At 61.6% G+C, this 22,764-nt stretch carries 21 protein-coding genes, 1 tRNA gene and 1 pseudogene; 12 read left to right on the top strand and 11 right to left on the bottom strand.

Annotated features, from left to right (window positions below):
• Positions 1-119: 119 nt before the first annotated feature.
• Together recX and recA are read right to left on the bottom strand one after the other, a co-directional pair.
• Complete coding sequence (recX, locus tag AC1ECK_RS20915) at positions 120-983, bottom strand: recombination regulator RecX (RefSeq protein WP_480322271.1); 864 nt, start codon at positions 981-983, stop codon at positions 120-122.
• Positions 984-990: 7 nt separating this feature from the next.
• Positions 991-2,061: a recombinase RecA gene (recA, locus tag AC1ECK_RS20920; RefSeq protein ID WP_480322273.1), complete on the bottom strand. Its 1,071-nt coding sequence runs from the start codon at positions 2,059-2,061 to the stop codon at positions 991-993.
• A 230-nt stretch (positions 2,062-2,291) separates the two neighbouring features.
• Here recA and AC1ECK_RS20925 point away from each other — a divergent pair, with 230 nt between their 5' ends.
• From AC1ECK_RS20925 to AC1ECK_RS20945, 5 genes are all read left to right on the top strand, one after another.
• Positions 2,292-3,137, top strand: a complete 846-nt coding sequence (locus tag AC1ECK_RS20925) for a response regulator (protein ID WP_480322275.1) — start codon at positions 2,292-2,294, stop codon at positions 3,135-3,137.
• A gap of 9 nt (positions 3,138-3,146) precedes the next feature.
• A complete protein-coding gene (locus tag AC1ECK_RS20930) occupies positions 3,147-4,688 on the top strand; it encodes a sensor histidine kinase N-terminal domain-containing protein (protein WP_480322277.1) in 1,542 nt (513 codons plus the stop codon).
• A 229-nt stretch (positions 4,689-4,917) separates the two neighbouring features.
• Complete coding sequence (locus AC1ECK_RS20935; RefSeq protein WP_480322279.1) at positions 4,918-6,576, top strand: MFS transporter; 1,659 nt, start codon at positions 4,918-4,920, stop codon at positions 6,574-6,576.
• 125 nt (positions 6,577-6,701) lie between these two features.
• Positions 6,702-6,778 (top strand) — tRNA-Met (locus AC1ECK_RS20940).
• Positions 6,779-7,364: 586 nt separating this feature from the next.
• Positions 7,365-8,156, top strand: coding sequence for a hypothetical protein (locus tag AC1ECK_RS20945; RefSeq protein ID WP_480322281.1), 792 nt, complete (start codon positions 7,365-7,367; stop codon positions 8,154-8,156).
• 335 nt (positions 8,157-8,491) lie between these two features.
• Here AC1ECK_RS20945 and AC1ECK_RS20950 read toward each other — a convergent pair whose 3' ends face one another.
• The gene (locus AC1ECK_RS20950) at positions 8,492-10,201 is read right to left on the bottom strand and encodes a methyl-accepting chemotaxis protein (protein ID WP_480322283.1); all 1,710 of its coding nucleotides are present in this window, start codon (positions 10,199-10,201) and stop codon (positions 8,492-8,494) included.
• A 1,248-nt stretch (positions 10,202-11,449) separates the two neighbouring features.
• Between AC1ECK_RS20950 and AC1ECK_RS20955 the strand changes: the two are divergent.
• Positions 11,450-11,731, top strand: a pseudogene (locus AC1ECK_RS20955) (transposase); the annotation flags it as partial.
• Positions 11,732-11,931: 200 nt separating this feature from the next.
• Here the strand turns inward: AC1ECK_RS20955 and AC1ECK_RS20960 are convergent.
• The 4 genes from AC1ECK_RS20960 to AC1ECK_RS20975 all read right to left on the bottom strand — a co-directional run bounded on the left by AC1ECK_RS20960 (position 11,932) and on the right by AC1ECK_RS20975 (position 13,896).
• Positions 11,932-12,564 carry an alpha/beta fold hydrolase gene (locus AC1ECK_RS20960; protein ID WP_480322285.1) on the bottom strand — a complete coding sequence of 211 codons (633 nt, stop codon included), beginning with the start codon at positions 12,562-12,564 and terminating at the stop codon, positions 11,932-11,934.
• Entirely contained in the window at positions 12,552-12,836 is a 285-nt protein-coding gene (locus AC1ECK_RS20965) for a hypothetical protein (RefSeq protein WP_480322287.1), read from the bottom strand. The genes AC1ECK_RS20960 and AC1ECK_RS20965 overlap by 13 nt, the downstream gene beginning before the upstream one ends.
• Before the next feature lie 58 nt (positions 12,837-12,894).
• Entirely contained in the window at positions 12,895-13,287 is a 393-nt protein-coding gene (locus AC1ECK_RS20970) for a DUF2917 domain-containing protein (protein ID WP_480322289.1), read from the bottom strand.
• 357 nt (positions 13,288-13,644) lie between these two features.
• Positions 13,645-13,896, bottom strand: coding sequence for a hypothetical protein (locus AC1ECK_RS20975; RefSeq protein ID WP_480322291.1), 252 nt, complete (start codon positions 13,894-13,896; stop codon positions 13,645-13,647).
• Here AC1ECK_RS20975 and AC1ECK_RS20980 point away from each other — a divergent pair.
• Positions 13,895-14,332 (top strand): response regulator, encoded by a 438-nt coding sequence (locus AC1ECK_RS20980; RefSeq protein WP_480322293.1) that lies wholly within the window; start codon positions 13,895-13,897, stop codon positions 14,330-14,332. The genes AC1ECK_RS20975 and AC1ECK_RS20980 overlap by 2 nt on opposite strands.
• 56 nt (positions 14,333-14,388) lie before the next feature.
• On the opposite strand, the gene AC1ECK_RS20985 is transcribed toward AC1ECK_RS20980, so the two are convergent.
• Positions 14,389-14,835, bottom strand: a complete 447-nt coding sequence (locus tag AC1ECK_RS20985) for a MarR family winged helix-turn-helix transcriptional regulator (RefSeq protein ID WP_480322295.1) — start codon at positions 14,833-14,835, stop codon at positions 14,389-14,391.
• A 179-nt stretch (positions 14,836-15,014) separates the two neighbouring features.
• Between AC1ECK_RS20985 and AC1ECK_RS20990 the strand changes: the two genes are divergently transcribed.
• Positions 15,015-16,553 (top strand): DHA2 family efflux MFS transporter permease subunit, encoded by a 1,539-nt coding sequence (locus tag AC1ECK_RS20990; protein ID WP_480322297.1) that lies wholly within the window; start codon positions 15,015-15,017, stop codon positions 16,551-16,553.
• Between the two features lie 37 nt (positions 16,554-16,590).
• On the opposite strand, the gene AC1ECK_RS20995 is transcribed toward AC1ECK_RS20990, so the two are convergent.
• Positions 16,591-17,268: a FadR/GntR family transcriptional regulator gene (locus AC1ECK_RS20995; RefSeq protein WP_480322338.1), complete on the bottom strand. Its 678-nt coding sequence runs from the start codon at positions 17,266-17,268 to the stop codon at positions 16,591-16,593.
• A 277-nt stretch (positions 17,269-17,545) separates the two neighbouring features.
• Here AC1ECK_RS20995 and dgoD point away from each other — a divergent pair, with 277 nt between their 5' ends.
• The 4 genes from dgoD to AC1ECK_RS21015 all read left to right on the top strand — a co-directional run bounded on the left by dgoD (position 17,546) and on the right by AC1ECK_RS21015 (position 20,960).
• Positions 17,546-18,694: a galactonate dehydratase gene (gene dgoD, locus AC1ECK_RS21000; RefSeq protein WP_074263425.1), complete on the top strand. Its 1,149-nt coding sequence runs from the start codon at positions 17,546-17,548 to the stop codon at positions 18,692-18,694.
• Between the two features lie 143 nt (positions 18,695-18,837).
• Positions 18,838-20,070: an MFS transporter gene (locus AC1ECK_RS21005; RefSeq protein WP_480322340.1), complete on the top strand. Its 1,233-nt coding sequence runs from the start codon at positions 18,838-18,840 to the stop codon at positions 20,068-20,070.
• A gap of 234 nt (positions 20,071-20,304) precedes the next feature.
• The gene (locus tag AC1ECK_RS21010) at positions 20,305-20,607 is read left to right on the top strand and encodes a hypothetical protein (RefSeq protein WP_480322300.1); all 303 of its coding nucleotides are present in this window, start codon (positions 20,305-20,307) and stop codon (positions 20,605-20,607) included.
• 131 nt (positions 20,608-20,738) lie between these two features.
• Entirely contained in the window at positions 20,739-20,960 is a 222-nt protein-coding gene (locus AC1ECK_RS21015) for a YodC family protein (RefSeq protein ID WP_480322302.1), read from the top strand.
• Between the two features lie 304 nt (positions 20,961-21,264).
• Here the strand turns inward: AC1ECK_RS21015 and AC1ECK_RS21020 are convergent, their stop codons facing one another.
• On the bottom strand, positions 21,265-22,194 hold the full coding sequence (locus AC1ECK_RS21020) for a CopD family protein (RefSeq protein WP_480322304.1): 930 nt from the start codon (positions 22,192-22,194) through the stop codon (positions 21,265-21,267).
• On the bottom strand, positions 22,191-22,397 hold the full coding sequence (locus AC1ECK_RS21025) for a hypothetical protein (protein WP_480322306.1): 207 nt from the start codon (positions 22,395-22,397) through the stop codon (positions 22,191-22,193). The genes AC1ECK_RS21020 and AC1ECK_RS21025 overlap by 4 nt, the downstream gene beginning before the upstream one ends.
• Positions 22,398-22,764 lie beyond the last annotated feature (367 nt).

The following is a 22,764-nucleotide window of genomic DNA, read 5'->3' on the forward strand; positions in this document are numbered from 1 at the left end:
TTGTGCATAGCACCAATCCGGTGCGGGTAGATGCGGCGCAGTGTCGCGCGAGATCGGCGTGCCGGGATATGCGCGCGGGCGCGGTGGGTGTGGCGTCCAGGCTTGGGTGGCTTGTGGCGTCAGTCGCCAGCCCACTCCTCGTCGATCCCCTTGAGGATCTTGCCGATGGTCGCGCCGGAAAAACCGCGTGCCGCGAGGAAGCGTGCTTGCCGCGCACGTTCGGCCGGGGTTTCTGGAAGGTGGCCGTATTTCTTGCGCCAGATCTCCTGAGCGCGCGCCAGTTCGGTTTCGCGAAGCTGGGCGCTCGCCTCTTCGATCAGCGTCTGGCCAACCGCATGACGCTTCAGCTCACCGACAATCCGGTTCGCACCGAGGCGCGAAGCGCGGCGATGAATGAGGCTTTCGGCGAAGCGCGAATCGGACATCCAGCCTTCGCTTTCGAGCGAATCGAGCAAAGCTTCCAGGGAGTCCGCCTCTTCGACGAAGGGCATCAGCTTGCGCGAAAGTTCGGCACGACTGTATTCGCGGCGCGAGAGGTAGCCGAGTGCGCGTCCTTTTAACGAGCGGACGGGGCCTTTGGATTTCCCGGCTGCGCTCGCCTCGTCCGGGCGCGCTTCTCCGGGTGCACGGCGCGAGCGGGTGTAGGTGGTTTCCGTGGGCGCATCGGTAGCGTCGCCCTGCGCTGAAGGCGCGCGGCCGGAAGCCTGGTCGTGCGCGTCGAAGGACTCGAACGGGTCGAATGGATCTGAAGGCTGCACGGAGGAATGCTCGGGCGACTGCCCGGAGGAACGACGGCCCGCAGGAGACTGCGGCGAGCGTACTGAGGAACGCCCGAACGAGCGAACCGGCCGTGACGATGAATGAGCGGAGTCTGACTCCGCGGAGTCTGGCCCAGCCGAACCTATTGGATCAACTGGGACATCGTCACGCGGGCCGTCCGCATCACGTCCTGCATCGGATACAGGCCGGCCCTTGCGTATCACGCGACGATTACTCCTCTTCGCCCGCGACTTCGGCGCCTGCTGCAACTTCCGCCATCGCATTCACGCCCAGCGATTCACGGATGCGGTTCTCGATTTCGCGTGCGATCTCGGGATTTTCGCGCAGGAATTCGCGTGCATTGTCTTTACCCTGACCAATGCGCTCGCCGTTGTAGCTGTACCAGGCACCGGCCTTGTCGACGATCTTCGCCGAGACGCCCAGGTCGATGACTTCACCCTGACGCGAGATGCCTTCGCCGTACAGGATGTCGAAAATCGCTTCACGGAACGGCGGCGCCACCTTGTTCTTGACGACCTTCACGCGCGTTTCGTTGCCGATCACTTCGTCATTCTTCTTGATCGAGCCGATACGGCGGATGTCCAGACGCACGGATGCGTAGAACTTGAGCGCGTTGCCGCCCGTGGTGGTTTCCGGATTGCCGAACATCACGCCGATCTTCATACGGATCTGGTTGATGAAGATGACGAGGCAGTTCGTACGCTTGATCGTGCCGGTGAGCTTACGCAGCGCCTGCGACATCAGACGTGCTTGCAGACCCGGCAGCGAGTCGCCCATTTCGCCTTCGATTTCGGCCTTCGGCACGAGAGCCGCGACCGAGTCGATCACGATCATGTCGATCGAACCCGAGCGCACCAGTGCGTCGGCGATTTCCAGCGCCTGTTCGCCCGTGTCCGGTTGCGAAACCAGCAGGTCCGACACGTTCACGCCGAGCTTGCCCGCGTACTGGATGTCCAGTGCGTGTTCCGCGTCGATAAACGCTGCCGTGCCGCCGAGCTTTTGCATTTCAGCAACGACTTGAAGCGTCAGCGTGGTTTTACCCGACGATTCCGGCCCGTAGATTTCGACCACACGGCCACGCGGCAAACCGCCGACGCCAAGCGCGATGTCGAGGCCAAGCGATCCCGTTGAGACCACCTGAATGTCTTCGACTGCCTCGCCTGCGCCGAGCCGCATGACCGACCCTTTGCCGAACTGCTTTTCGATCTGCGCGAGCGCGGCAGCCAGGGCCTTGCTCTTTTCAGCCGTCAGTCCAGCCGAGCCTTTCTTGCTTTCTTCCATGAATCGTCCTTTGCTATGATGAACGGCGTCTGAGGCAGATGTGCAGCCCATTCATCACGGACAGCACCCTAAACGCAGACACTGTATAAAAAAACAGTAGTTTTGGCAAGCACGATTCGCACATGGCGCCATTCATGTGCGGTCAAGCTGCGCCGACTACCCACAATAATCTCTGGAGACCGCTGCGCGCCGGGCGTTACCACGGTGCCGGCATGGCAGGCTGGCGCATCATGCGAATTCTCATTGCCGAAGATGACAGCATACTCGCGGATGGTCTGATTCGATCACTCCGCCAATCGGCATACGCCGTTGATCACGTGAAGAACGGCGTCGAGGCGGATACCGCGCTGTCGGTGCAAACTTTCGACCTGTTGATTCTCGATCTCGGCCTGCCGCGCATGCCAGGGCTCGAGGTGCTGCGCCGCCTGCGGGCGCGCAATTCGAACCTGCCTGTGCTGATCCTGACCGCCGCGGATAGCGTCGATGAACGCGTCAAAGGGCTCGACCTCGGCGCCGACGACTATATGGCCAAGCCATTCGCCCTCAACGAACTCGAAGCCCGCGTGCGGGCGCTGACCCGGCGCGGCGCCGGTGGTGGCCCGACGGTCGTGCGGCACGGCTCGCTGTCGTTCGATCAGGTGGGGCGGATCGCTTACATCAACGACCAGGTCATCGAATTGTCGGCGCGCGAACTGGGCCTGCTCGAAGTGCTGCTGCAACGGATCGGCCGGCTGGTGTCGAAGGAGCAACTGGTCGATCACCTGTGCGAGTGGGGCGAAGAGGTCAGCAACAACGCGATCGAAGTCTACGTGCACCGGCTGCGCAAGAAGATCGAACCGAGCGGCGTGCGCATTCTCACCGTGCGCGGCCTCGGCTACTGCCTGGAGAAAGCCGCGCAGACGACAGCCGGGGCGAGCGCGCCGTCCTCCATGGCGGCGTCCAGCGCGAGTGCAGGCGCAGCCGCGGCATCATCGGCGCCAACCTCCAGTCCATCTGGCTTACCGGCCGCATCCGAGCCTGCCGCGCCCTCCTCGCCCGCACCCGCCGCGATGCCCGCGAGCCACCACTTCAAATAGAGAGCGCTCATGTCCGCACGCGCAGAGCGCGCCGCGGCGCCAGCGGCGGACCTCGACGACGAGGCGCGCGACGCCCGTTACGAGAACCCGTTCGCGCCGCCCGACGAAACGGAAACCGCCGCCGCGGCCCGCCCGCGCTCGCTGTTCGGCGAAATTCTCGACTGGATGCTGGCGCCTTTGCTGCTGCTGTGGCCGATGAGCATTGCGGTCACCTACCTCGTCGCCAAATCGATCGCCAACGGTCCGTTCGACCGCGCGCTCGAAACCGATGCCTATGTATTGGCCCGCCAGATCCATGCGGTAAACGGAGTCGCGGAGCTGTCGCTGCCTGACGCGACGCGCGATTTCCTGAGCGGGGACAACGTCGACAAGGTGTTTTATCAGGTGCTCGGCACGCGTGGCGAACTGGTGGGCGGCGATCGCGACATGCCGCTACCGCACGAAGAAGACCGGCCACCACCGGGACTGGTCGAGTTTCGCGACGACATGCTGCGCGGCAACGACATCCGCGTCGCTTACACGACCGTCGAGTTTCCACAGACACCGGGCGCGCTGCCGGTACTGGTACAGGTTGGGGAAACGCTCGACAAGCGCAGCCAACTCGCCAACGACATCATCAAAGGCGTGATCCTGCCGCAATTCGTGATCCTGCCGCTCGCGATCGTGCTGGTGTGGTTCGGCCTTTCGCGCGGGCTCGCGCCACTGCACGCGCTGCAGGCGCATATCCGCGCACGGCGTCCGGACGATCTGTCGCCGCTCGAAGCTCATCGCGCGCCGCCGGAAATCGAGCCGCTGGTGACGTCCTTCAACGACCTGCTGACACGTCTCGAACAAAACATGGAGCTGCAAAAGCGCTTCATCGCCGACGCCGCGCACCAGATGAAGACCCCGCTCGCCGGTCTGCGCACCCAGGCCGAACTCGCGCTGCGGCAGGACGTGTCCGCGGAAGTCCACCGTTCGCTCGAGCAGATCGCGACGAGTTCCGAGCATGCGGCGCGGCTCGTCACCCAGCTACTGGCTCTCGCGCGCGCCGAAAACCGGCTGTCCGGACAAATTTTCGCGCCTGTCGAGCTCACCGAGGTTGCCCGCAATGCGGTGCGCGACTGGGTACAGGCGGCGCTCGCCAAGCAGATGGACCTCGGCTACGAGGGACCGGACGAAGCGGTGCAAATCAACGGCAGTCTGCTGATGCTGCGCGAGATGCTGTCCAATCTGATCGACAACGCGATCCGTTATACGCCGGCCGGCGGGCGCATCACCGTGCGGGTACGGCCCGACCCGGCGGCGCGGTTAGTGCATCTGGAAGTCGAGGACACTGGCCTCGGCATCCCGGTCGCGGAGCGCACGCGGGTAGTCGAACGCTTCTACCGGATTCTCGGGCGCGAGGGCGACGGCAGCGGGCTGGGACTCGCCATCGTCCGCGAGATCGCGGCCATGCACGGCGGCACGCTGACCATCGACGATAACGTCTATCAAACCTCGCCGCCGCTAGCCGGAACACTCGTACGCGTCAGCTTACGGGCCCAGGAAACGGCACGGGACTTACCCTAAGCGAGCGGACTCCAGACCAAAATAAAATGCAAGATGCCGCGCATTTAGCGAGTTTTTATTATATTTATTGTCAATTTGGCCGATGATGCATGAATTTCAACTGGCCAGCCCGCACCGTCAATTTTGAGACACAACGTCAGTAGGCCGTAAGTTTCCACTCCAATAATCCGGAACACGGGACCGCCTTTTGGGGCGGGCCGCGTTCTTATATCAATCTTGGAGACGACATATGGCTACCGTTGGCGGGCAAATCTCCCACACGCCGATGACGCATGATGAGAAGCGGGTTATCTTCGCATCGTCGCTAGGCACGGTTTTCGAGTGGTATGACTTCTACCTGGCCGGCTCGCTCGCGGTCTTCATCAGCAAAAGCTTCTTCTCCGGGGTCAATCCCACAGCCGGCTTCATCTTCACCCTGCTCAGCTTCGCGGCGGGCTTCGCCGTGCGGCCGTTCGGCGCGATCGTGTTCGGGCGGCTCGGCGATATGGTGGGACGCAAGTACACGTTCCTGATCACGATCGTCATCATGGGCCTGTCGACCTTCCTGGTCGGCTTCCTGCCCGGCTACGCCGCGATCGGCATGGCGTCGCCGGTGATCTTTATCGCGATGCGGCTGCTGCAAGGTCTCGCGCTCGGCGGCGAGTACGGGGGCGCGGCGACCTATGTCGCGGAACACGCACCGGCCGGCCGACGCGGCTTCTACACCGCCTGGATCCAGACGACGGCTACCCTCGGCCTGTTCCTGTCCTTGCTCGTGATCCTCGGCGTGCGCACCTCGATGGGTGAAGATTCGTTCGGTGCGTGGGGATGGCGCGTGCCGTTTATCGCGTCGATCATCCTGTTGGGCGTGTCGGTCTGGATCCGGCTGCAATTGAACGAATCGCCGGTGTTCGCACGCATCAAGGCCGAAGGCAAAACCTCCAAGGCGCCGCTGACCGAAGCGTTCGCTCAATGGAAAAACCTGAAGATCGTGATTCTCGCGCTCATCGGGTTGACCGCCGGCCAGGCCGTGGTCTGGTACACAGGCCAGTTCTACGCGCTGTTCTTCCTGACCCAGACGGTCAAGGTTGCCGGCACCACCGCCAATATCCTGATTGCGCTGGCGTTGCTGATCGGCACACCGTTCTTCCTGTTCTTCGGTTCGCTGTCCGACCGGATCGGCCGCAAGCCGATCATCATGGCCGGCCTGCTGATCGCGGCGCTGACCTACTTCCCGCTGTTCAAGGCGCTCACGCACTTCACCAACCCCGCACTCGAAACCGCGACGCAGAAGTCGCCGATTGTGGTGATCGCCAACCCCGATGAGTGTTCGTTCCAGTTCAATCCGGTGGGTACCGCCAAGTTCACTTCGTCATGCGATATTGCGAAAAGCGCGCTGTCGAAGGCGGGTTTGAACTACGACAATGTGGCAGCGCCGGCGGGGACGATCGCGCAGATCAAGGTGGGCGATACGGTCGTCAACACGTTCGACGGCAAGGCGGCGGACGCGAAGGAGCAGGGCAAGGTGTTCGACGAAACGCTCGGCTCGACGCTCAAGGCAGCCGGCTATCCGGCCAAAGCCGATCCGTCGCAGATCAACTGGCCGATGAGCGTGGTGATCCTGACCATTCTGGTGATCTACGTGACGATGGTGTATGGACCGATTGCGGCAATGCTGGTGGAGATGTTCCCGACGCGGATCCGGTATACGTCGATGTCGCTGCCGTATCACATCGGCAATGGCTGGTTTGGCGGGTTCTTGCCCGCGACGGCATTCGCGATCGTGGCGGCGAAGGGAAATATCTACTCCGGGCTTTGGTATCCGATCGTGATCGCGCTCGTCACGTTTGTGATCGGTATGTTGTTCGTCAAGGAGACCAAGGACTCGGATATTTATGCGCAGGATTAAGGGTGCTTGCTGGCTGGATGCGGCTTTGTAGACCTGCTTTGTAGCCTGGGTCGCGGGGTCTGAAAATGTTGGCGGCGGGGGTTGACAGACGCCACCGCCGTCTTCATAATCTCGCTTCTTCTTTAGGCGAATTAGCTCAGCCGGTTAGAGCGACGGAATCATAATCCGCAGGTCCGGGGTTCGAATCCCTGATTCGCCACCAGATTCATCGCGAAAGCCCGCACTCGTAAGAGTTGCGGGCTTTTTCGTTTTGCTGTCACGGTCGTGGCCAATCGCTGCCCCCCTCTGCAAGAACAGGCACGGCACCTACTACTTCCGCCTGTATGTAGCCGGGCCCGAGAAGCGCCTCTCACTTCGCACTGTACCCAGGCTCATTTTCCTGTATGGCCCGAATGACGCAGTAGCCTATAAAAATCACCCGCTCGAACTGGGTGGCGCTGCTTCATCTGTCAAGAAACCGGGTACCCATATTCAGGGCGTTACTTAAAGCAGAGTCCCACGAGTTGCCGTTCGTTCTGTCCATCATCGCTTCGCTGATTCGAACCACTTGCAAATGAATGGACGTACAAAACTACCTCAAGTCAACTCTTCAGCGATCTGCCATGACCATCGATCGTGTTCCTTCGCCTTCCACTCCCTCGGTCACACGCACGGATTGGAACGCGCAGCCCACTACGCCCGTTAATAACATTTCGCCGTCGTCGAGTCCAACGCCACCGTCTCAGTTGGCGGGACTAGCCCCCCGGCCCAGGCAGTTGACGCGCTCGTCGTCCCCGCCCATAGCGGATATGCACTCTCCTGCCGCATCGGTTGGCCAAACCGGGAGGTCAATCGCCAGTTTCACTCCCAGCCGATCCATCAATGGTTTAACGCCTGAAATCATTGGAGGTAGCAAAGAAGAAAAACTGGAGAAGTTGAAATCTCAGTTCAAAAACGGTGGGCTCTATGTGAGAACGGTGTCGGATCATCACGACGAGTTCTCGAACACATTTATGCCCAAGCTGGGCGCTTGCCAAGGTAAGGGCGTTGATCAACGGTACTGGTCTTCCGCCACTTTCATTCAGCATAACCTGAAGGGCAAATTGCACGATCCACATGGGAACCGCACAGGTCTGATTCTCAGCGCGGATTCGAAATTGGGCGGCTTTTCGAGTTTTGATGCGGCAACTGAGAACGTACCTGCGGGCGCCGACCCAAGCCAGCATTTCCCCAAGAGCTTCCCGAAGTTCGACATGATGGCCGCCTATCATGCCACCCACAATGACGAGATCTTCTCGGTAGATGCGACAAAGGTGACAGAAGAGGAGATGAACAACCTAGGCATTCCTCAGGAACATCGCGCGGTATTTGATTTTTCTCAGATACAGGCTCGGATGGCTGGCGCCAAAGCGAGCGGCGCAGAAGTGGAACCGACAGAAGCCAAAGTCTGCTATCAGCCAAAGGACGTACTCGGCATCTATGTGAATATGGCTTCACCGGATTCTCGCTCGGCGGCCAATGAGTTGAGGGACAAGCTTAAGCAGCAAGGGTTCGATGTACCGCTTATGTCCTATAAAAATTTTGAAGTTCATGAACAGTAGCATCTCGTCCAACTAGGACCTCCTGACTAGAAACGAGGCGATAACGAATCCCTGAATCGCCATCAGTATTATCAAAGGGTTACGCGATTGCGTAACCCTTTGTCGTTTACGCTCCGCCTCGAATATTAGACAGTGTCTAATAAACCGCCTCGCAAAGAGCTTCCCTTCCCCTCGCAGTTAGCCGCGATGCTGCCTTCGACAACCCAAACGCGCTTTTGCAGCGCATTCAACTGCAACACTCTGCATCAAACTGCACGATCTCACTGCACACGAAACTGCGTAGCACGCCACTCATGGATCTTTCTCCAGTTGTCGATCGCTGACTGTCCGCTCACTCAGAATGTGTGCCAGCCTTCAGCCGCGCCCTTGGCGGCCACCACTGCCGGCGCGGGCGTCCGTACTGCAGGCGCAGCTGCCTTGCCAGCCGGAGCCCGGAAAGCCGGACGTCGCGCCGGCTCTGACCGGGGCCGCGCCGGCTGGCTGGCGAGCGCGCCATCAACGCGGAAGAACGCCACCGCCTCGGTCAACTGACGACCCTGGTCCTCCAGCGACGCCGAGGCCGCCGCCGCTTCCTCAACGAGCGCCGCGTTCTGCTGTGTGACCTCGTCCATCTGCGTGATGGCCTGGTTGACCTGTTCGATGCCCCGGCTCTGCTCGCCGGAGGCTGCCGCGATCTCGCCCATGATGTCGGTCACGCGAGCCACCGCCTGCGTGACTTCGGCCATCGTTTTACCAGCCTCACCCGCGAGCGCCGAGCCGTCGTGAATCTTCTGTACCGACGCACTGATCAGGTCCTTGATCTCCTTCGCCGCGCTCGACGAGCGCTGCGCCAGACTTCTGACTTCGCTCGCCACCACTGCGAAGCCGCGGCCCTGCTCACCGGCACGCGCAGCTTCTACCGCGGCGTTGAGTGCCAGGATGTTGGTCTGGAACGCGATTCCTTCGATGATCCCGGTGATGTCCGCGACCTTCGTCGAACTCTGACTGATGTCGGTCATCGTTTCCACGACCTGTCCGACCACGGCGCTACCTTTCTGTGCAACCTCCGACGCGTTGGCGGCCAGCGCGCTCGCCTGCTGCGCGTTCTCCGCGTTCTGCTTCACCGTCGACGTGAGTTCCTCCATGCTCGACGCGGTCTCCTGCAGCGACGACGCCTGCTGCTCAGTGCGCGACGACAGGTCCTGGTTACCCGAAGCGATCTGGCTCGACCCCGTGGCAATGTGGTCCGCCGACGTCCGAACCTGAGCAATCAGCTTCACGAGGCTGGCCTGCATCTCGCCCATCGAGGCGAGTACGCTGCCGCGCGGCGCGGCCTGCGCGCCCGGTACGGGGCTCAGATCGCCACCCGCGACGCGATGGGAAATCTCGCTCAGTGCAACAGGTTCCGCGCCCAACTGTTTCAGCAGGCTTCGGATGATGGCGAACGCGGCTGCGATACCAATCAGGATCGCGATCGCACCGAGCGTCACCAGCAAGTTGCGTCCGCTACTGAATTCCTCGGAGGCGCGCGCTTCCGTGCGGGCAATCTGCGTCTTTTCATACTCGATCAGTTTCTGAAGTTCCGCGATGTACGCCAGTTGCTCGGGACGCGCTTTCTGCAACAACACTTCTTTGGCAGGCCCCATCTGTCCCGCGGCGATGAGCTTCAGGTACTCTTCCTCGTCGGGGGTATAGCGTGCCCGTGCGTCGATCACGGCCTGCAGCGTGGCTTTCCCCTCAGCCGAACTGATCGACTTCTGCAACTGCGCCATGTAGGCGGCACGCGCCTTCTTGTCGTCAAAGGCGGCTTCGACTTCTTTCTGGATTGCTGCCTTGTCGTCGAGAATGAGCATGTTGCGCGTATGCCGCGCGGTCTCCAGCACCCTGATGATCCAGTCGTTGGCGACGAGAATATGGGCTACGTTTTCACTGGTTAGCTGATGCACGCTGTCATTTAACGCAGACAGTCTGACGAGCCCTATCCCCACGACGACGCCCAGTAATACCAGCACCGATCCGAATCCCGCGGCGAGCCGCGTCACCACCCGTGTGTCGCCAAGTTTCATTTTCTGTGCCTGATTGATGCAGTTCCTGCCGGACTTCAGTTACCTGTGCACGACAGGAGCGATGCCCCTGATCGCGTCGTCCGACGTTCTTCCTGCAAGGGTTATGAAATCACGCCGCCTTTCCGACAGCACACCTGCTGCAGGACAGTTGAAGCCTTGCCAAAATGTCGCCTGGGTGCGCGTGCAGGGAAACTGTTCACACCATTTCGCCTATCTGACTTGCCTGTTTAACGACCCATTCCGAAGTCGCTGAAGTTACCGCCACAAAAAAGAAACAACCACCACAATCAAACGACGTTTTGCGCGGAGCTTTCCCTCGCTAACGCTTCAATCAGAATGAACATCCCACCCGCTTCCGGCGATACGGAGTTCTGCCGCCTGATGCGTGCCGGCCTCGTGCTTCAGGGGCCGTTAAATCGCCAAGGCACCGACATCGTGCTCGTGGACCCGATGTCAACGCTATCGTCAGACAAGAATTCGGCCTTGTGGCCAGGCTACCCACCTCCCACGGGGGCTATGCGGCCTGCGAGTGCTTCCTCCAGAAGCCCGCGATCAACATTCCTGAATTCCAGAGACTGCGCCACATCGCGAAACCAGCCAGCCCGACCCGAAAAGAAAGACCGTGCCGACGATCCTGGCCGGGATTTTCAGCACGATTTCTCCGTCACGACCAAGCGTGTACTACAGATCAATATTTTGCATACCTACATACATTTCGACCATGACCGCTTGCGGTCGACTATCGGTGACGAAGGATATCCCGGTCATCGAAACGTCGAACACGTGCCCGTGGATCACAGGCAACGGTCTGTCGCGGCTCATCACGGCAACCCGCCAGTTGACCGCGTAGCGCGGTGAGGCGCGTCGCTCCACGTTGGGTGCTGCACCGGGCGTTGTCGGAACGTTGGCGGGCGACTCAGTTTCAGGACATTTCATAAGTAAAGACTTAAAGCTCGGGCGCCGGTTCGGATCCGTTTCACAGGCTTACGGCATCGCGTGACAGGAACCGTATCGGGATATTCCATCAGAAAATATTGCTGCCCCTCATATTTCTCCCATAAGCACACTGTTGCTCAGCGTATCTGCGTAATGCCATGCATCAGCGAACAAAGAGCTAATCTTGTTGTGTCGTAAAAGTTCTACACTTCGATATCTTCTTTATATAGGAATGCAAATCGATGGTGTCACTGAGTCGGTTTTAACAGTATCTGGACCACCCTGCCCAGGGACTGAGACACGCGGACCGACGTGCTGAGCAAGCAGGATAACTGCAAGGTCGCGGTGAGCATTTCACTGGCGAACGAGCCGGCAAGCATTCCGGTTGCTTACCGGCTGTATCTGCCAGAGACGTGGGCTGAGGATGTGCAACGACGCCAGAAAGCCGGCGTACAGCCGGAGGTGAAATTTGCCCCGAAGACGGAAATTGCCTTGCAACAACTGGAGACGCTGCTGGCCGAAGGCGCACCGCGACATTGTGTACCGGCAGATGCGGGCTATGGGGTCGACACAACGTTTCGTCAGAGTACTAGTATTGCGGCTACCACTGCATCCCAGCGCGCGAGGCTGGATCGTTCCCCGGACACAACGCTATCTGACAACGGTGTCCGTTCGCTGTCCGGGGGGTGTGGTCAGGCGGCCCCGATTCGCCCCGCAAGGCCCGCCACTCTTAACCGAGAGCGGGCCTTTCGCAACGACTGCATCGAAGCCACATTTCACACAGACAACCTCGATTACTCCCTGGGCCTTCGCAAGTGCATGTCGATCAACGACGCAACCTGCGCAGCACAGGTGTTAGCAAGATTGTGGTCGCCGCCCGGAACGACATGCAACTCCGCCCGAGGCAGCAACTGCACCAGTCGCTCCCCAACCGCAACCGGACTAATCGGATCGGCATCGCCCCACAACAGCAAAACCGGAACCCCGATCTCCGGCAACTGCCCGGTCAGATCTTCGTGATAGTCCGCAAACCAGCGCGGCAACGCGGGCGCACCGGCATGCAACGTCTCCCGCCAATCCGTACCCCCTATCGCGGCCACATCCATCCCACCCGAAGTCACGCTCAAAACAAGGTGCGTCACCAGAGACGGCTTTTCAAGCGCCGCCCGAATCGCAACCACGCCGCCCATCGACTGGGCGATCAATGCAGTGGGCCTGTCGATATCCGCTACGACCCGCGCGACGAGGTCATCCATGCCATTCACCGCCGGATCAGCAGGGGTCGACCCAAACCCGGGCCAACCGTAATGCACCCGCTCCCCCGAATGTTCCAGTCGATCGGCCACCGGATGCCAGAACGCCGTATTCCCTGAGGCCCCGGGCAAGAACAAAAGTTTGGTTTGCTTAGAAAGACTCACCGGGAACATACCCCCATAGCTTGAACAAGCGCATCCTGCTCGGCAGGATTCTGAAAAAACGCCTCGAGGCTCACATGCTCCTCGTTAGCGACCTGTTGAAGGCAGCGCATATTATTCGACTTCGCGCTCGATGGTGCCCTGGCGACTGCCAATACAAACACGGCGAGTATTAACAGCATGTTCGCGATGCCGACCAGCCATTGCCATCCCGCCTCAGAGAGGAGCCGCCCTCTCTGGGAAGCGCCACCATTCATTACCCGTTTCTGCATGTTGCCATCCATTTCGCACTCCTATACAGCGAGTTGTGACGAATCCCAGGAGAAAGCGTTTAAAACTTCCCTAGCGAGGCACCGGCGCCAAAAACCTGAAAGCGCGTTGCAGCCAACGCACAGACAAGAGGTCGAATTTTCGTCGTCGCTCTGCGTATTCGCTCGTTACGGTGACTTCGGCTGGCCCATCGTCGTCTGCGGATAACCAGATGCGCTCACCTCGCGTCACGCGAACCACGTCGCCCGCTTGCAGCCAATAGTCATATGGAGAACATGCCCGCGTCATCCAGACACGTGAGCCTTGCGCGCGGACCTCCGATCGCGCAGCCATTCGCCAGGAGACGGTCTGTCGCGGCTCGAGACTTAGGTGAATCACCACTTTGGGCGAGCGAATCTCGCCGGCACACGGGTCATCCGGTAAAGGGAAACAGTCGAACTTGCTGCTAGCGTCGTGCATGGTCATCTCCGTCGATTGAGCCGAAGGACGGAGAGGCCACCAAAAGAAAAAGGCCTCATCCGTTTCCGGCGAGGCCTTGTGACTGCGTTACTGCAAAACTTCTAACGCACACACGCCTCCGATGATGCACCCCAAGCAGTGATCATTCGGTGATTAATCGCAATGGCGATAAGGGCGGGCGTTTTCATGTCGTTAAGTTTCTATTGCACGGTATGGCTTGTCAATCAAAATTTTCGTCGCGCGGGGTGTCGAACACAACGAGGCCTACGCCACCAACGAGCTATCCACTACCCCGCCACTTCCAGATCAGCATCGGTCATAACAGTCACTCGACAAGTAACGTTTCTACAAAAACGATGGCATCTACCATGTCTGACTCGCCTCGTTGCGCAGCGCCGCCGCACCGGCTTGCTGGGTCTGCGTGGCACGGCGCTTGCCGCTCGCAAGGAGACTGCAAAGGCAGACTTCGACGCACACGTGACGAAGCCCGCCTGCACGGACCAACTGGCACAACTGATCGCGGGCACCGGCGGCTAGCGCGAGGCGAGCGGCCAATGAGACGAGGCGGCACGGTTGTTGCGGAACAGCACACGGGCTCCTGACTTTCCGAACCATGTCCACCATCCTGCTCGTCGACGATGAAGCCGATTCGCTCTGGCTGACCCAACTCGCGCTGGAAAGGCGCGGCTACCATGTCATCCTCGCCGAAGACGGCAATGCCGCGCTCGCGAAAGCGAGCCGGTGGCTCCCCGATCTGATCGTAACGGACTGGAATATGCCGGGGATGGATGGCATCGAGTTATGCCAGCGGCTCAAGTTTTATCCGGCGCTGGCGCAAATTCCCGTGGTGATATCGTCCGGCCACACGCCGCCCACGGAAAAGTCGACGCTCTGGAACGTCTTCATTCGCAAACCTGTGGAACTGGAGGCGCTCGAGTCAGCCATCGACTCGTTACGGGCAAAGCGTCTCGATAGTCCACATCACGGCACCAACGTACCGGCACCCGCACCTTCACGCTGGCAGTCGATCCCCTCGAAACTCTGGTTTTAACGCGTAATGGCTGGTGAAAAGGCACGCGTACCAGCCCCTCGCCGCGTCCCCAATCTTCAGCGATCCACAATACGGCTGAGATTGCCGCGCACCCTTTGCAGCAGCGCGATCAGTTGCCGCGCTTCTTCATCGCTGAAACCGTTCAGACCTTCGGCCGCCACTTCGTCGCCGACCTTCCGAGCCTTGCCGAGCGCGCGCTCTGCCTTGGCGGTCATGCGCACCTGACGTTCGCGGCGGTCGTCGGGGTTGCTCCAGCGCTCGATCCAGCCGCCCTCTTCCATGCGATCCAGCAGACGTCCAGCCGAAATCGGCGCGACCTCGAGCAAGTCCGCGAGACGTGCCTGGTTGACGTCGCCATAGTGCGCGAGATAGGCCAGCGCGCGGCATTGCGCCCGCGTCAGATCGACGGTTGACCTGGCGAGATCGTCGAAACGCTTGCCGCACAGGCGGCCGACGTCCGAAATCAAGAAGCCGAAGCGCTCTTCGAATTGGGTTTTTTCCATCGCACGATTATACGAAAGCAAGAGCTAAGTGGGCGGCGATGAGCAACCGCACGGCCGGCGAGGCGGCATCGAAGGGGCGCCCACTCGTCTGCGTACAGTTCCTGGTATTCACGGACGACTCCATTCACTATACTAAGCATGCTTACTATATTTCTCCTATCCTCCCAACTCGTCCGCCCATGTCTTCGGAAACCCCGTCAGGGAGTCCTGCCGTTGCGCTGAACCGGCCCATGATCACCGTGTCGATCATGCTCGCCACCCTGATGCAGACGCTCGACAGCACGATTGCCAATGTGGCCCTGCCGCACATGCAGGGCACGTTGTCCGCGTCGCAGGACGAGATCACCTGGGTGCTGACCTCGTACATCGTCGCCGCCGCGATTGCCACGCCGCTCACGGGCTGGCTGTCCGATCGCTTCAGCATCAAGCGTTTGCTGGCCTTCTCGATCGCGGGCTTCACGATCGCCTCGGCGCTCTGCGGCATGTCGGAAACGCTGAGCGAGATCGTCGCGTCCCGGCTGCTACAGGGGATTTTCGGAGCGTCGCTGGTGCCGTTGTCGCAATCGATCCTGCTCGACATCAACCCGCGCGAGAAGCAGGGCCAGGCGATGGCCGTGTGGGGCATGGGCGTGATGGTCGGTCCGATTCTCGGGCCGACGCTCGGCGGCTGGCTGACCGACAGCTACAACTGGCGCTGGGTGTTCTTCATCAATTTGCCGATCGGCGCGTTCGCGCTGTTTGGCGTCCTGACATTTCTGCCGAGCAGGGCGCCACGCCATGACGTGAAGTTCGACGCCTTCGGCTTTGCGACGCTGGCGCTCGCGATCGGCGCGCTGCAGGCGATGCTCGACCGCGGTGAGCAACTCGACTGGTTCGGCTCGCATGAAATCGTCATCGAAGCCTTGCTCGCGTCCATCAGCTTTGCGTTCTTTCTGGTGCACACGGCCACGGTGGGCAAGACATCGTTCTTCAAATCCGAGTTGCTGAAAGACCCGAACTTCGCTGTCGGTACGTTCTTTATTTTCGTCGTCGGTGCGGTGATGTACGCCACGCGGGCGCTGCTGCCGCCGATGCTGCAGACGCTCATGAATTATCCGGTCGCCACGACCGGTCTGGTCACGGCGCCGAGCGGCGCCGGCACGATGATCGCCATGTTGTGCGCCGGCCGCCTGCTCAAACGGATCGACGCCCGCCTGATGCTGCTCGCTGGGTTCCTGATCTCGGCATTCGCGCTGTGGCAGATGATGCACTACACGATCGTGTTGTCCGCAGCGGATATCGTCTGGCCCGGTGTGATCCAGGGTTTCGGGCTCGGCCTCGTATTCGTGCCGTTGAGCGCATTGACGTTTTCCACACTCACGCCGTCGCTGCGCGCGGACGGCACCGCAACCTATAGCCTGATGCGCAATATCGGCAGCAGTATCGGCATTTCGATCGTGCAAACGCTGATGACCCGCAACACCCAGGTCGCGCATGCGGACCTCGCCGCGCACATCGACATCTTCAATCCGTTGATGCGATCGATGCTCGAAAGCGGCTCGCGCTACGACCTCGCGTTAATGAACGTGTCGATCACGCAGCAGGCGGAGATGATCGCTTATCTGAACGATTTCAAGCTGATGTTCGTAGCGACGCTGCTGGTGGTTCCGCTGCTGCTGTTGATTCGCCCCGCGAAAAAGATGCCGGACCCAGCCGCCGCCCACGCGGCGATGGACTAACCAGCCGCTGCGGCGCGAGAGAGCGCCAGCGGGCGCTTCAGCCCTCGATCCTGCGCCGCGTCACGCCCAACAGCCCAGCCATGGCCTGCTGCGCGCCCACGACATCGCGCGCGCGGATCGCTTCGAATACAGCCGTATGCTCGGCCAGCGAGGCGTTGTACACCCCGGCCCGCTTTGCGTTCAGACGCAACTGCGCTTCGAGCGTACGCTCGATCAGCGTGCCCAGCGGGATCAGCAATTCGTTGCTGCAAGCGACCAGCACGCTGATGTGAAAGCGCAGATCCGCCCGCACCCATTCATCCACGTTACGCGCCGCCACCATCGCCGCATGCGCCGCGTCGAGCGCGCCAAAGGTGTCCTCGGAGTGGGACGCCGCGGCCAGCCCCGCGGCATATGGCTCAATCATCTCGCGCATCTCCTGCAGCTTGAGCGCGAAGCTCATCGGCTCGGCCACTCGCGAGTACCAGTCGAGCACGTCGACATCGAGCAGGTTCCACGCCTGGCGCCGCCGCACCCGCGTGCCGACGCGCGGCCGCGATTCGATCAGCCCTTTCGAGGTCAACGTGCGCAGCGCCTCGCGCAGCACCGTGCGGCTCACGCCGAAGGTCTCCATCAGTTCGGCTTCGCGCGGCAGGATGGTCTCCGGCGCATAGTCGCCGCGCAGGATGGCGGTGGCCAGTTGTTGGGCCACGCGGCCGTGCAGATCGTGCTGAATAAGGGCTCTCCCCGCCGTCTTCCGGCGCTCTTTATGATCGGAACGAACGCGATTATCCGGTATTCCAACGGCAAAACCTACGGCACGGATTCGTCAAATCCATGCGCGAATAGTACTATTAATAATATTTAAAGGCGATTTTGTTGTAGCATGTGACTCCTCAGACATCGCGCCGATGGACGCGAATGCGGGCCGATCGGCAAACCGCACCGCGTGTCATCGGCGTTCGCCACCCAGCATCCGCCTCGCAGCAGGCCGCCACAAGGAGACGCTCACCATGAAAATCACCAAGCTCGAAACCTTCATCGTTCCGCCGCGCTGGTGCTTCCTCAAGATCGAAACCGACGAGGGCATTGTCGGCTGGGGCGAGCCGGTGGTCGAAGGGCGGGCGCATACCGTCGCGGCGGCAGTCGAGGAGCTGTCGGACTATCTGATCGGCAAAGACCCGTTGCTGATCGAGGATCACTGGCAGGTGATGTACCGCGCGGGCTTCTACCGCGGCGGTCCGATCACGATGAGCGCAATCGCCGGCGTCGACCAGGCGCTGTGGGACATCAAGGGCAAGCACCACGGCGTGCCGGTGCACGCGCTGCTGGGCGGCCAGGTGCGCGACAGGATCAAGGTGTACTCGTGGATCGGCGGCGACCGCCCCAGCGACGTCGCCAACAACGCGCGCGCCGTGGTCGAGCGCGGCTTCAAGGCGGTGAAGATGAACGGCTCGGAAGAGCTGCAGATCATCGATACCTTCGACAAGGTGCAGGGCGTCATCAACAATGTCGCTGCCGTGCGCGAGGCGGTCGGGCCGAACATCGGCATCGGCGTGGACTTCCACGGCCGCGTGCACAAGCCGATGGCGAAGGTGCTCGCCAAGGAACTCGACCCGTACAAGCTGCTGTTCATCGAAGAGCCGGTGCTGTCGGAAAACGCCGAGGCGCTGCGCGACATCGTCAATCAGACCAATACGCCGATTGCGCTCGGCGAGCGGCTCTACTCGCGCTGGGACTTCAAGCACATCCTGGCCGGCGGCTATGTCGACATCATCCAGCCCGACGCCTCGCACGCGGGCGGCATTACCGAGTGTCGCAAGATTGCATCAATGGCGGAAGCCTATGACGTGGCCCTCGCGCTGCACTGCCCGCTCGGGCCGATCGCGCTCGCCACCTGCCTGCAGATCGACGCGGTCAGCTACAACGCGTTCATCCAGGAACAAAGCCTCGGCATCCACTACAACCAGGGCAACGATCTGCTCGACTACATCAAGAATCCCGAGGTCTTCAAATACGAAGATGGCTTTGTCTCGATTCCGCAAGGCCCGGGGCTCGGCATCGAGGTCAACGAGGAGAAAGTGCGCGAAATGGCCAAGGTCGGCCATCGCTGGCGCAATCCGGTGTGGCGCCACACCGACGGCAGCGTCGCCGAGTGGTAAGCCCGTGATGAAGCGCCGCCTGCGGGCGGCGTTTTTGCGTCATGGAAAGCTGGCGCGCAAGCCATTAAAAGAAGAAGGAGACATGAGTGGATACAACCACCTTCAACCTGCAGGCGACCGGCAAGCGGCATCGCCTGCTGGTCATGCTGTTCATCACTGTCGTCATCACCTATCTGGACCGCAGCAACCTGTCGATTGCGGCCACCGCCATTGCGCAAGACCTGCAACTCGATCCGGCCCATATGGGGCTGGTGTTCTCGGCCTTCGGCTGGTCGTACGCCTTGCTGCAGATCCCCGGCGGCATGCTGGTGGACCGTGCCCGGCCCCGGTTGATGATGGCGGTCATCATCGGACTCTGGTCGCTCGCCACCATCCTGCAGGGTTTTGCCGGCGCCTTTATCCTGCTGCTGTCCCTGCGGGTGCTGCTGGGCGTGCTCGAAGCGCCGGCCTATCCGACGCTCAACCGCATCGTCACCACCTGGTTTCCCGACAGCGAGCGGGCTCGCGCCATTGCGGTCTACACCTCGGGCCAGTACGTCGGCCTCGCCTTCCTGACGCCTGCGCTCGTCCTGACCCAGCAACACTTCGGCTGGCACGGCGTGTTTATCCTCACAGGGCTGATCGGCGTGGTGTGGGCGCTGGTCTGGTACGCGCTGTATCGCGAACCGTCCGAAGCAGCCGGAATCAACCAGGCTGAACTCGACACGATCCGCCGCGGCGGCGGCCTGGTCGAACTCAGCAGCGCCCGCGCGTCTCAGATCCGCTACAGTGCCGCCGACTGGCGCGCCGTGCTCGGCAACCGCAAGCTCTGGGGCGTCTACATCGGCCAGATCGCCGTGACCTCGACGCTGTGGTTCTTCCTGACATGGTTTCCCACCTACCTCGTCAAATACCGCCACATGGACTTTCTGAAGGCGGGCTTCATGGCGGCCGTGCCGTTTCTCGCCGCCTTCGTCGGCATTCTGGCCTCGGGGCTGCTCTCCGACGCCATGATCCGGCGCGGCGTCTCGGCCACGGTCGCGCGCAAGGTGCCGATCGTCACAGGCCTGCTGCTGTCGACGGCCATCGTCGGCGCGAACTTTGTCGACAGTCCGTCGATGGTGATCCTGTTCATGGCGATCGCCTTTTTCGGCAGCGGCTTTTCGTCGATCACCTGGGTGCTGGTTTCATCGATGGCGAAAAAAGAGCTGCTCGGCCTCACCGGTGGCATGTTCAACCTGATGGGCAATCTGTCGTCGATCTGTGTGCCGATCGTGATCGGCCTGCTCGTCAAAGGTAACGACTTCGCGCCGGCCCTCGTGTTCATGAGCGCGGTCGGCGTGGTGGGCGCGTTGTCGTACCTGTTTCTGGTCGGCCGGATCGAACGGATCCGCTAGGCGGGCGGCGCTTGTCCGGCGACGTTACGTGCGCTCGCGGCCACGGGCGTCTCAGTTACGTAACATCCCGGGCGGAATCGACCTGAAAACGCCTGTTTGAAGCCACTTCCAACCTCCTCTCCCATGCCGGAAAGCCTTGCTGCACAAGGCTTTCCGGCCACCCTACCGGCATTCCCCACGCGCCTGGCCCACTCCTTGCTGAATCGCAGTCAAAAGACAATGCGAGAGGCCATCATGGGCGAATTCCTTCCCGACTATCTGATCCGCGAACAAGCGGCCGTGGGCGCGCTGGTGGTGTTCGGCGTACTGCGGGTGATCGGCGCCGTGCTGGCGTTTCAACGCGGCTGGCGCATCTCGACGGTGGAGAAGTGTTTCATTGCGGCTGCCGTGATCTATTGCGCGCCGCAACTCTTCGACCTGCTGACCCAACTCTACGGCTCGCACGCCGCCGGCGCCGAACTCGAAGGCAAGGTGAGCGGCTGCGCGATCGCGCTGTTCTGCGCGCCGATCCTCGGCCACAAGCTGGGCTTCGAATAATTCGCGCGAGTCGAATGGAGCGGACGGGCGCCGTGGGTGCGTCTGCCGCCCCTCGCTCGTCATAGCCGGCTACGAGCGAACTGAAAGCGAACTGAGCGCGACCTCAGGGACCAGAGCGGAAGACCGAACCAATGAAAGCAATGTTTCTGTCCAAACGAACGACATACCGCGGCGGCGATGTGCTGACGCTCAAATCGGGCGGCCGTCCGATGACAGCGACGTGGGTGGGTCCGGTGGTATTCGCGCCGGGGACCTGGCTGATCTGTCAATGGTTCGATGACGACGGCGAACTGCGTCAGGAGATGTTCCCTGAAACCATGCTGGAGCGAGTGCCGAAAGCACTCGCCGCTTAACGGGCAGTACCGGGGCAACCGGCTCCTGCCGGGCGACCACGTGTGTTCTCGCCGCACAGGCCTGCTGTGCGGCGTTTTTTTTGCCGGGACGCGTTCGGTCGGGCCACAGTTGGCCGGGCCGCGATCTATTGGGCCACCTTTGGCTGGGCCATGATCGGTGGGGCCGCAATCGGTGAGGCCGCGATCAGTCGAGCCGCGCGCGGTCAAGCCATAGTTGACCGGGCCGCGATCGGTCAAGCCACAGTTGGATCGGCCGCGAACCGTCTGAACCGCGCTTGCCCGCCGACGCCCTCCCGCGTCTCGCTCAGCCGAGCGAGACGTACGCCGGCACGCTGTGCGCGAGCGCAGCGGCTGCCACGAACACGCCGATCATCGCCAGCGCTTCGAGGTAGAGCACGTTCGTGAAGGTGTGCGCGTCCATCGTCGAGGCGGTGCGGCGCAAGCGCGGCAGCGCCAAGAAGCGGTTCAGTCCGCCGAGCACCAGCGCCAGCGCGACGAGCGCGAGCTTGAGCGTCAGGACATGACCCCAGGTGCTGATCCCGATCGCCTCGAACGAGCCGCCCGAACCGCGCACGGTGTTGAGGACGCCCGTCAGCAGCATGACGACCACCGCGACCAGCGACACGTTCGACACCTGCGTGGCCGTACGGATCAGGATGCCGCGCGCGGTCGAGGTGCCGAGCGCCGGCAGCACCGCCAAGCCGGCCGCCACAACGAGACCGCCCCACACGCTGGTAGCCAGCACATGCAAGGTGTGCAAGCCGATCGCCGCCGAGGCCGGTCCGGCATCGGCCGCATGCCCGAGCGACGCCTTGCCGCCCGCAATGGCGATCACCGCCAGCCACAGCAGTGCATTGCGCAGCGTGCCGGCTTGCGAGGACATCGCGGTCAACAGCAGCACCAGCGCGCCGATAAACGCAACGCTCCAGGCATAACCAACGTGCGTCTGCGACAGCACCGTGGGGATCACGCCGAGCGCCTGCGGCAAGGCGTTGCCGCTCATCGCCGCGGCCTGATACAGCAGCCAGCCGAGGTCGGCGAGCACCAGCACGACGCTCGCCGTAACCATCGAGCGTTGCGCACGCAACCAGGCGGGTCGCGCCGGCGCGACCTTGGCCTGGGCATCCTTCGCAAGCCAGGCGCCGAGCAGCGCCGAACCGACTGCAAACGCAAACGCGACATTCATGAGCGCGGCCATCGCGACCTGCCCGATCCACAATCCGTCTATTCTCATTGCACAGTGAACGCGTAAGTGGCCGCTTCGAGCGGCGCGCTGAAATGGATCGTCGACTGGCCCGGCGCCGCGCCCCTGGCGTTTGGGACGGACCCGAGCGAAGTGGAACACGCATGGGCATACGCGGAGGAGACCGCGGCAAGGGCCGCGGCACTGACCGCCGGCGCGCGCAGCGCCGGGCGGGTGAAATCGGATAGCTTCATGAAAGGCAAGTTGCTTGTCGAAAAATACACGGAGGAAGGTTGCACGCGGCGCAGCAAGACACCGGCGCCCCGGGAGTGTACGCTTCGATGGTTCGCGCGCGCGTGGGTTCAACCCAGTTACGCCTTTAAGCCGAGAAACTGCCGGGGAACCGAGCCGGCAATCACCCCGACAGCACCGCAAAGACCGCTCAAAAGGAACCCAGACGCAACCCAAAAGGCATAGACGACATAGCCGAAACACACTGCGCCAGACTGGCACATCGGCGTTTACGAGGAGGCTCCAGGTGGCCTGTGGCAAATAGTCACCATTACCCATCGATGATAGAATGCTGCGTCGCCGCAGCCCCAACTGCCCCCAAGCCGAGCC

The sequence above is a fragment of the Paraburkholderia sp. SSBN10T genome (genome assembly GCF_056619545.1).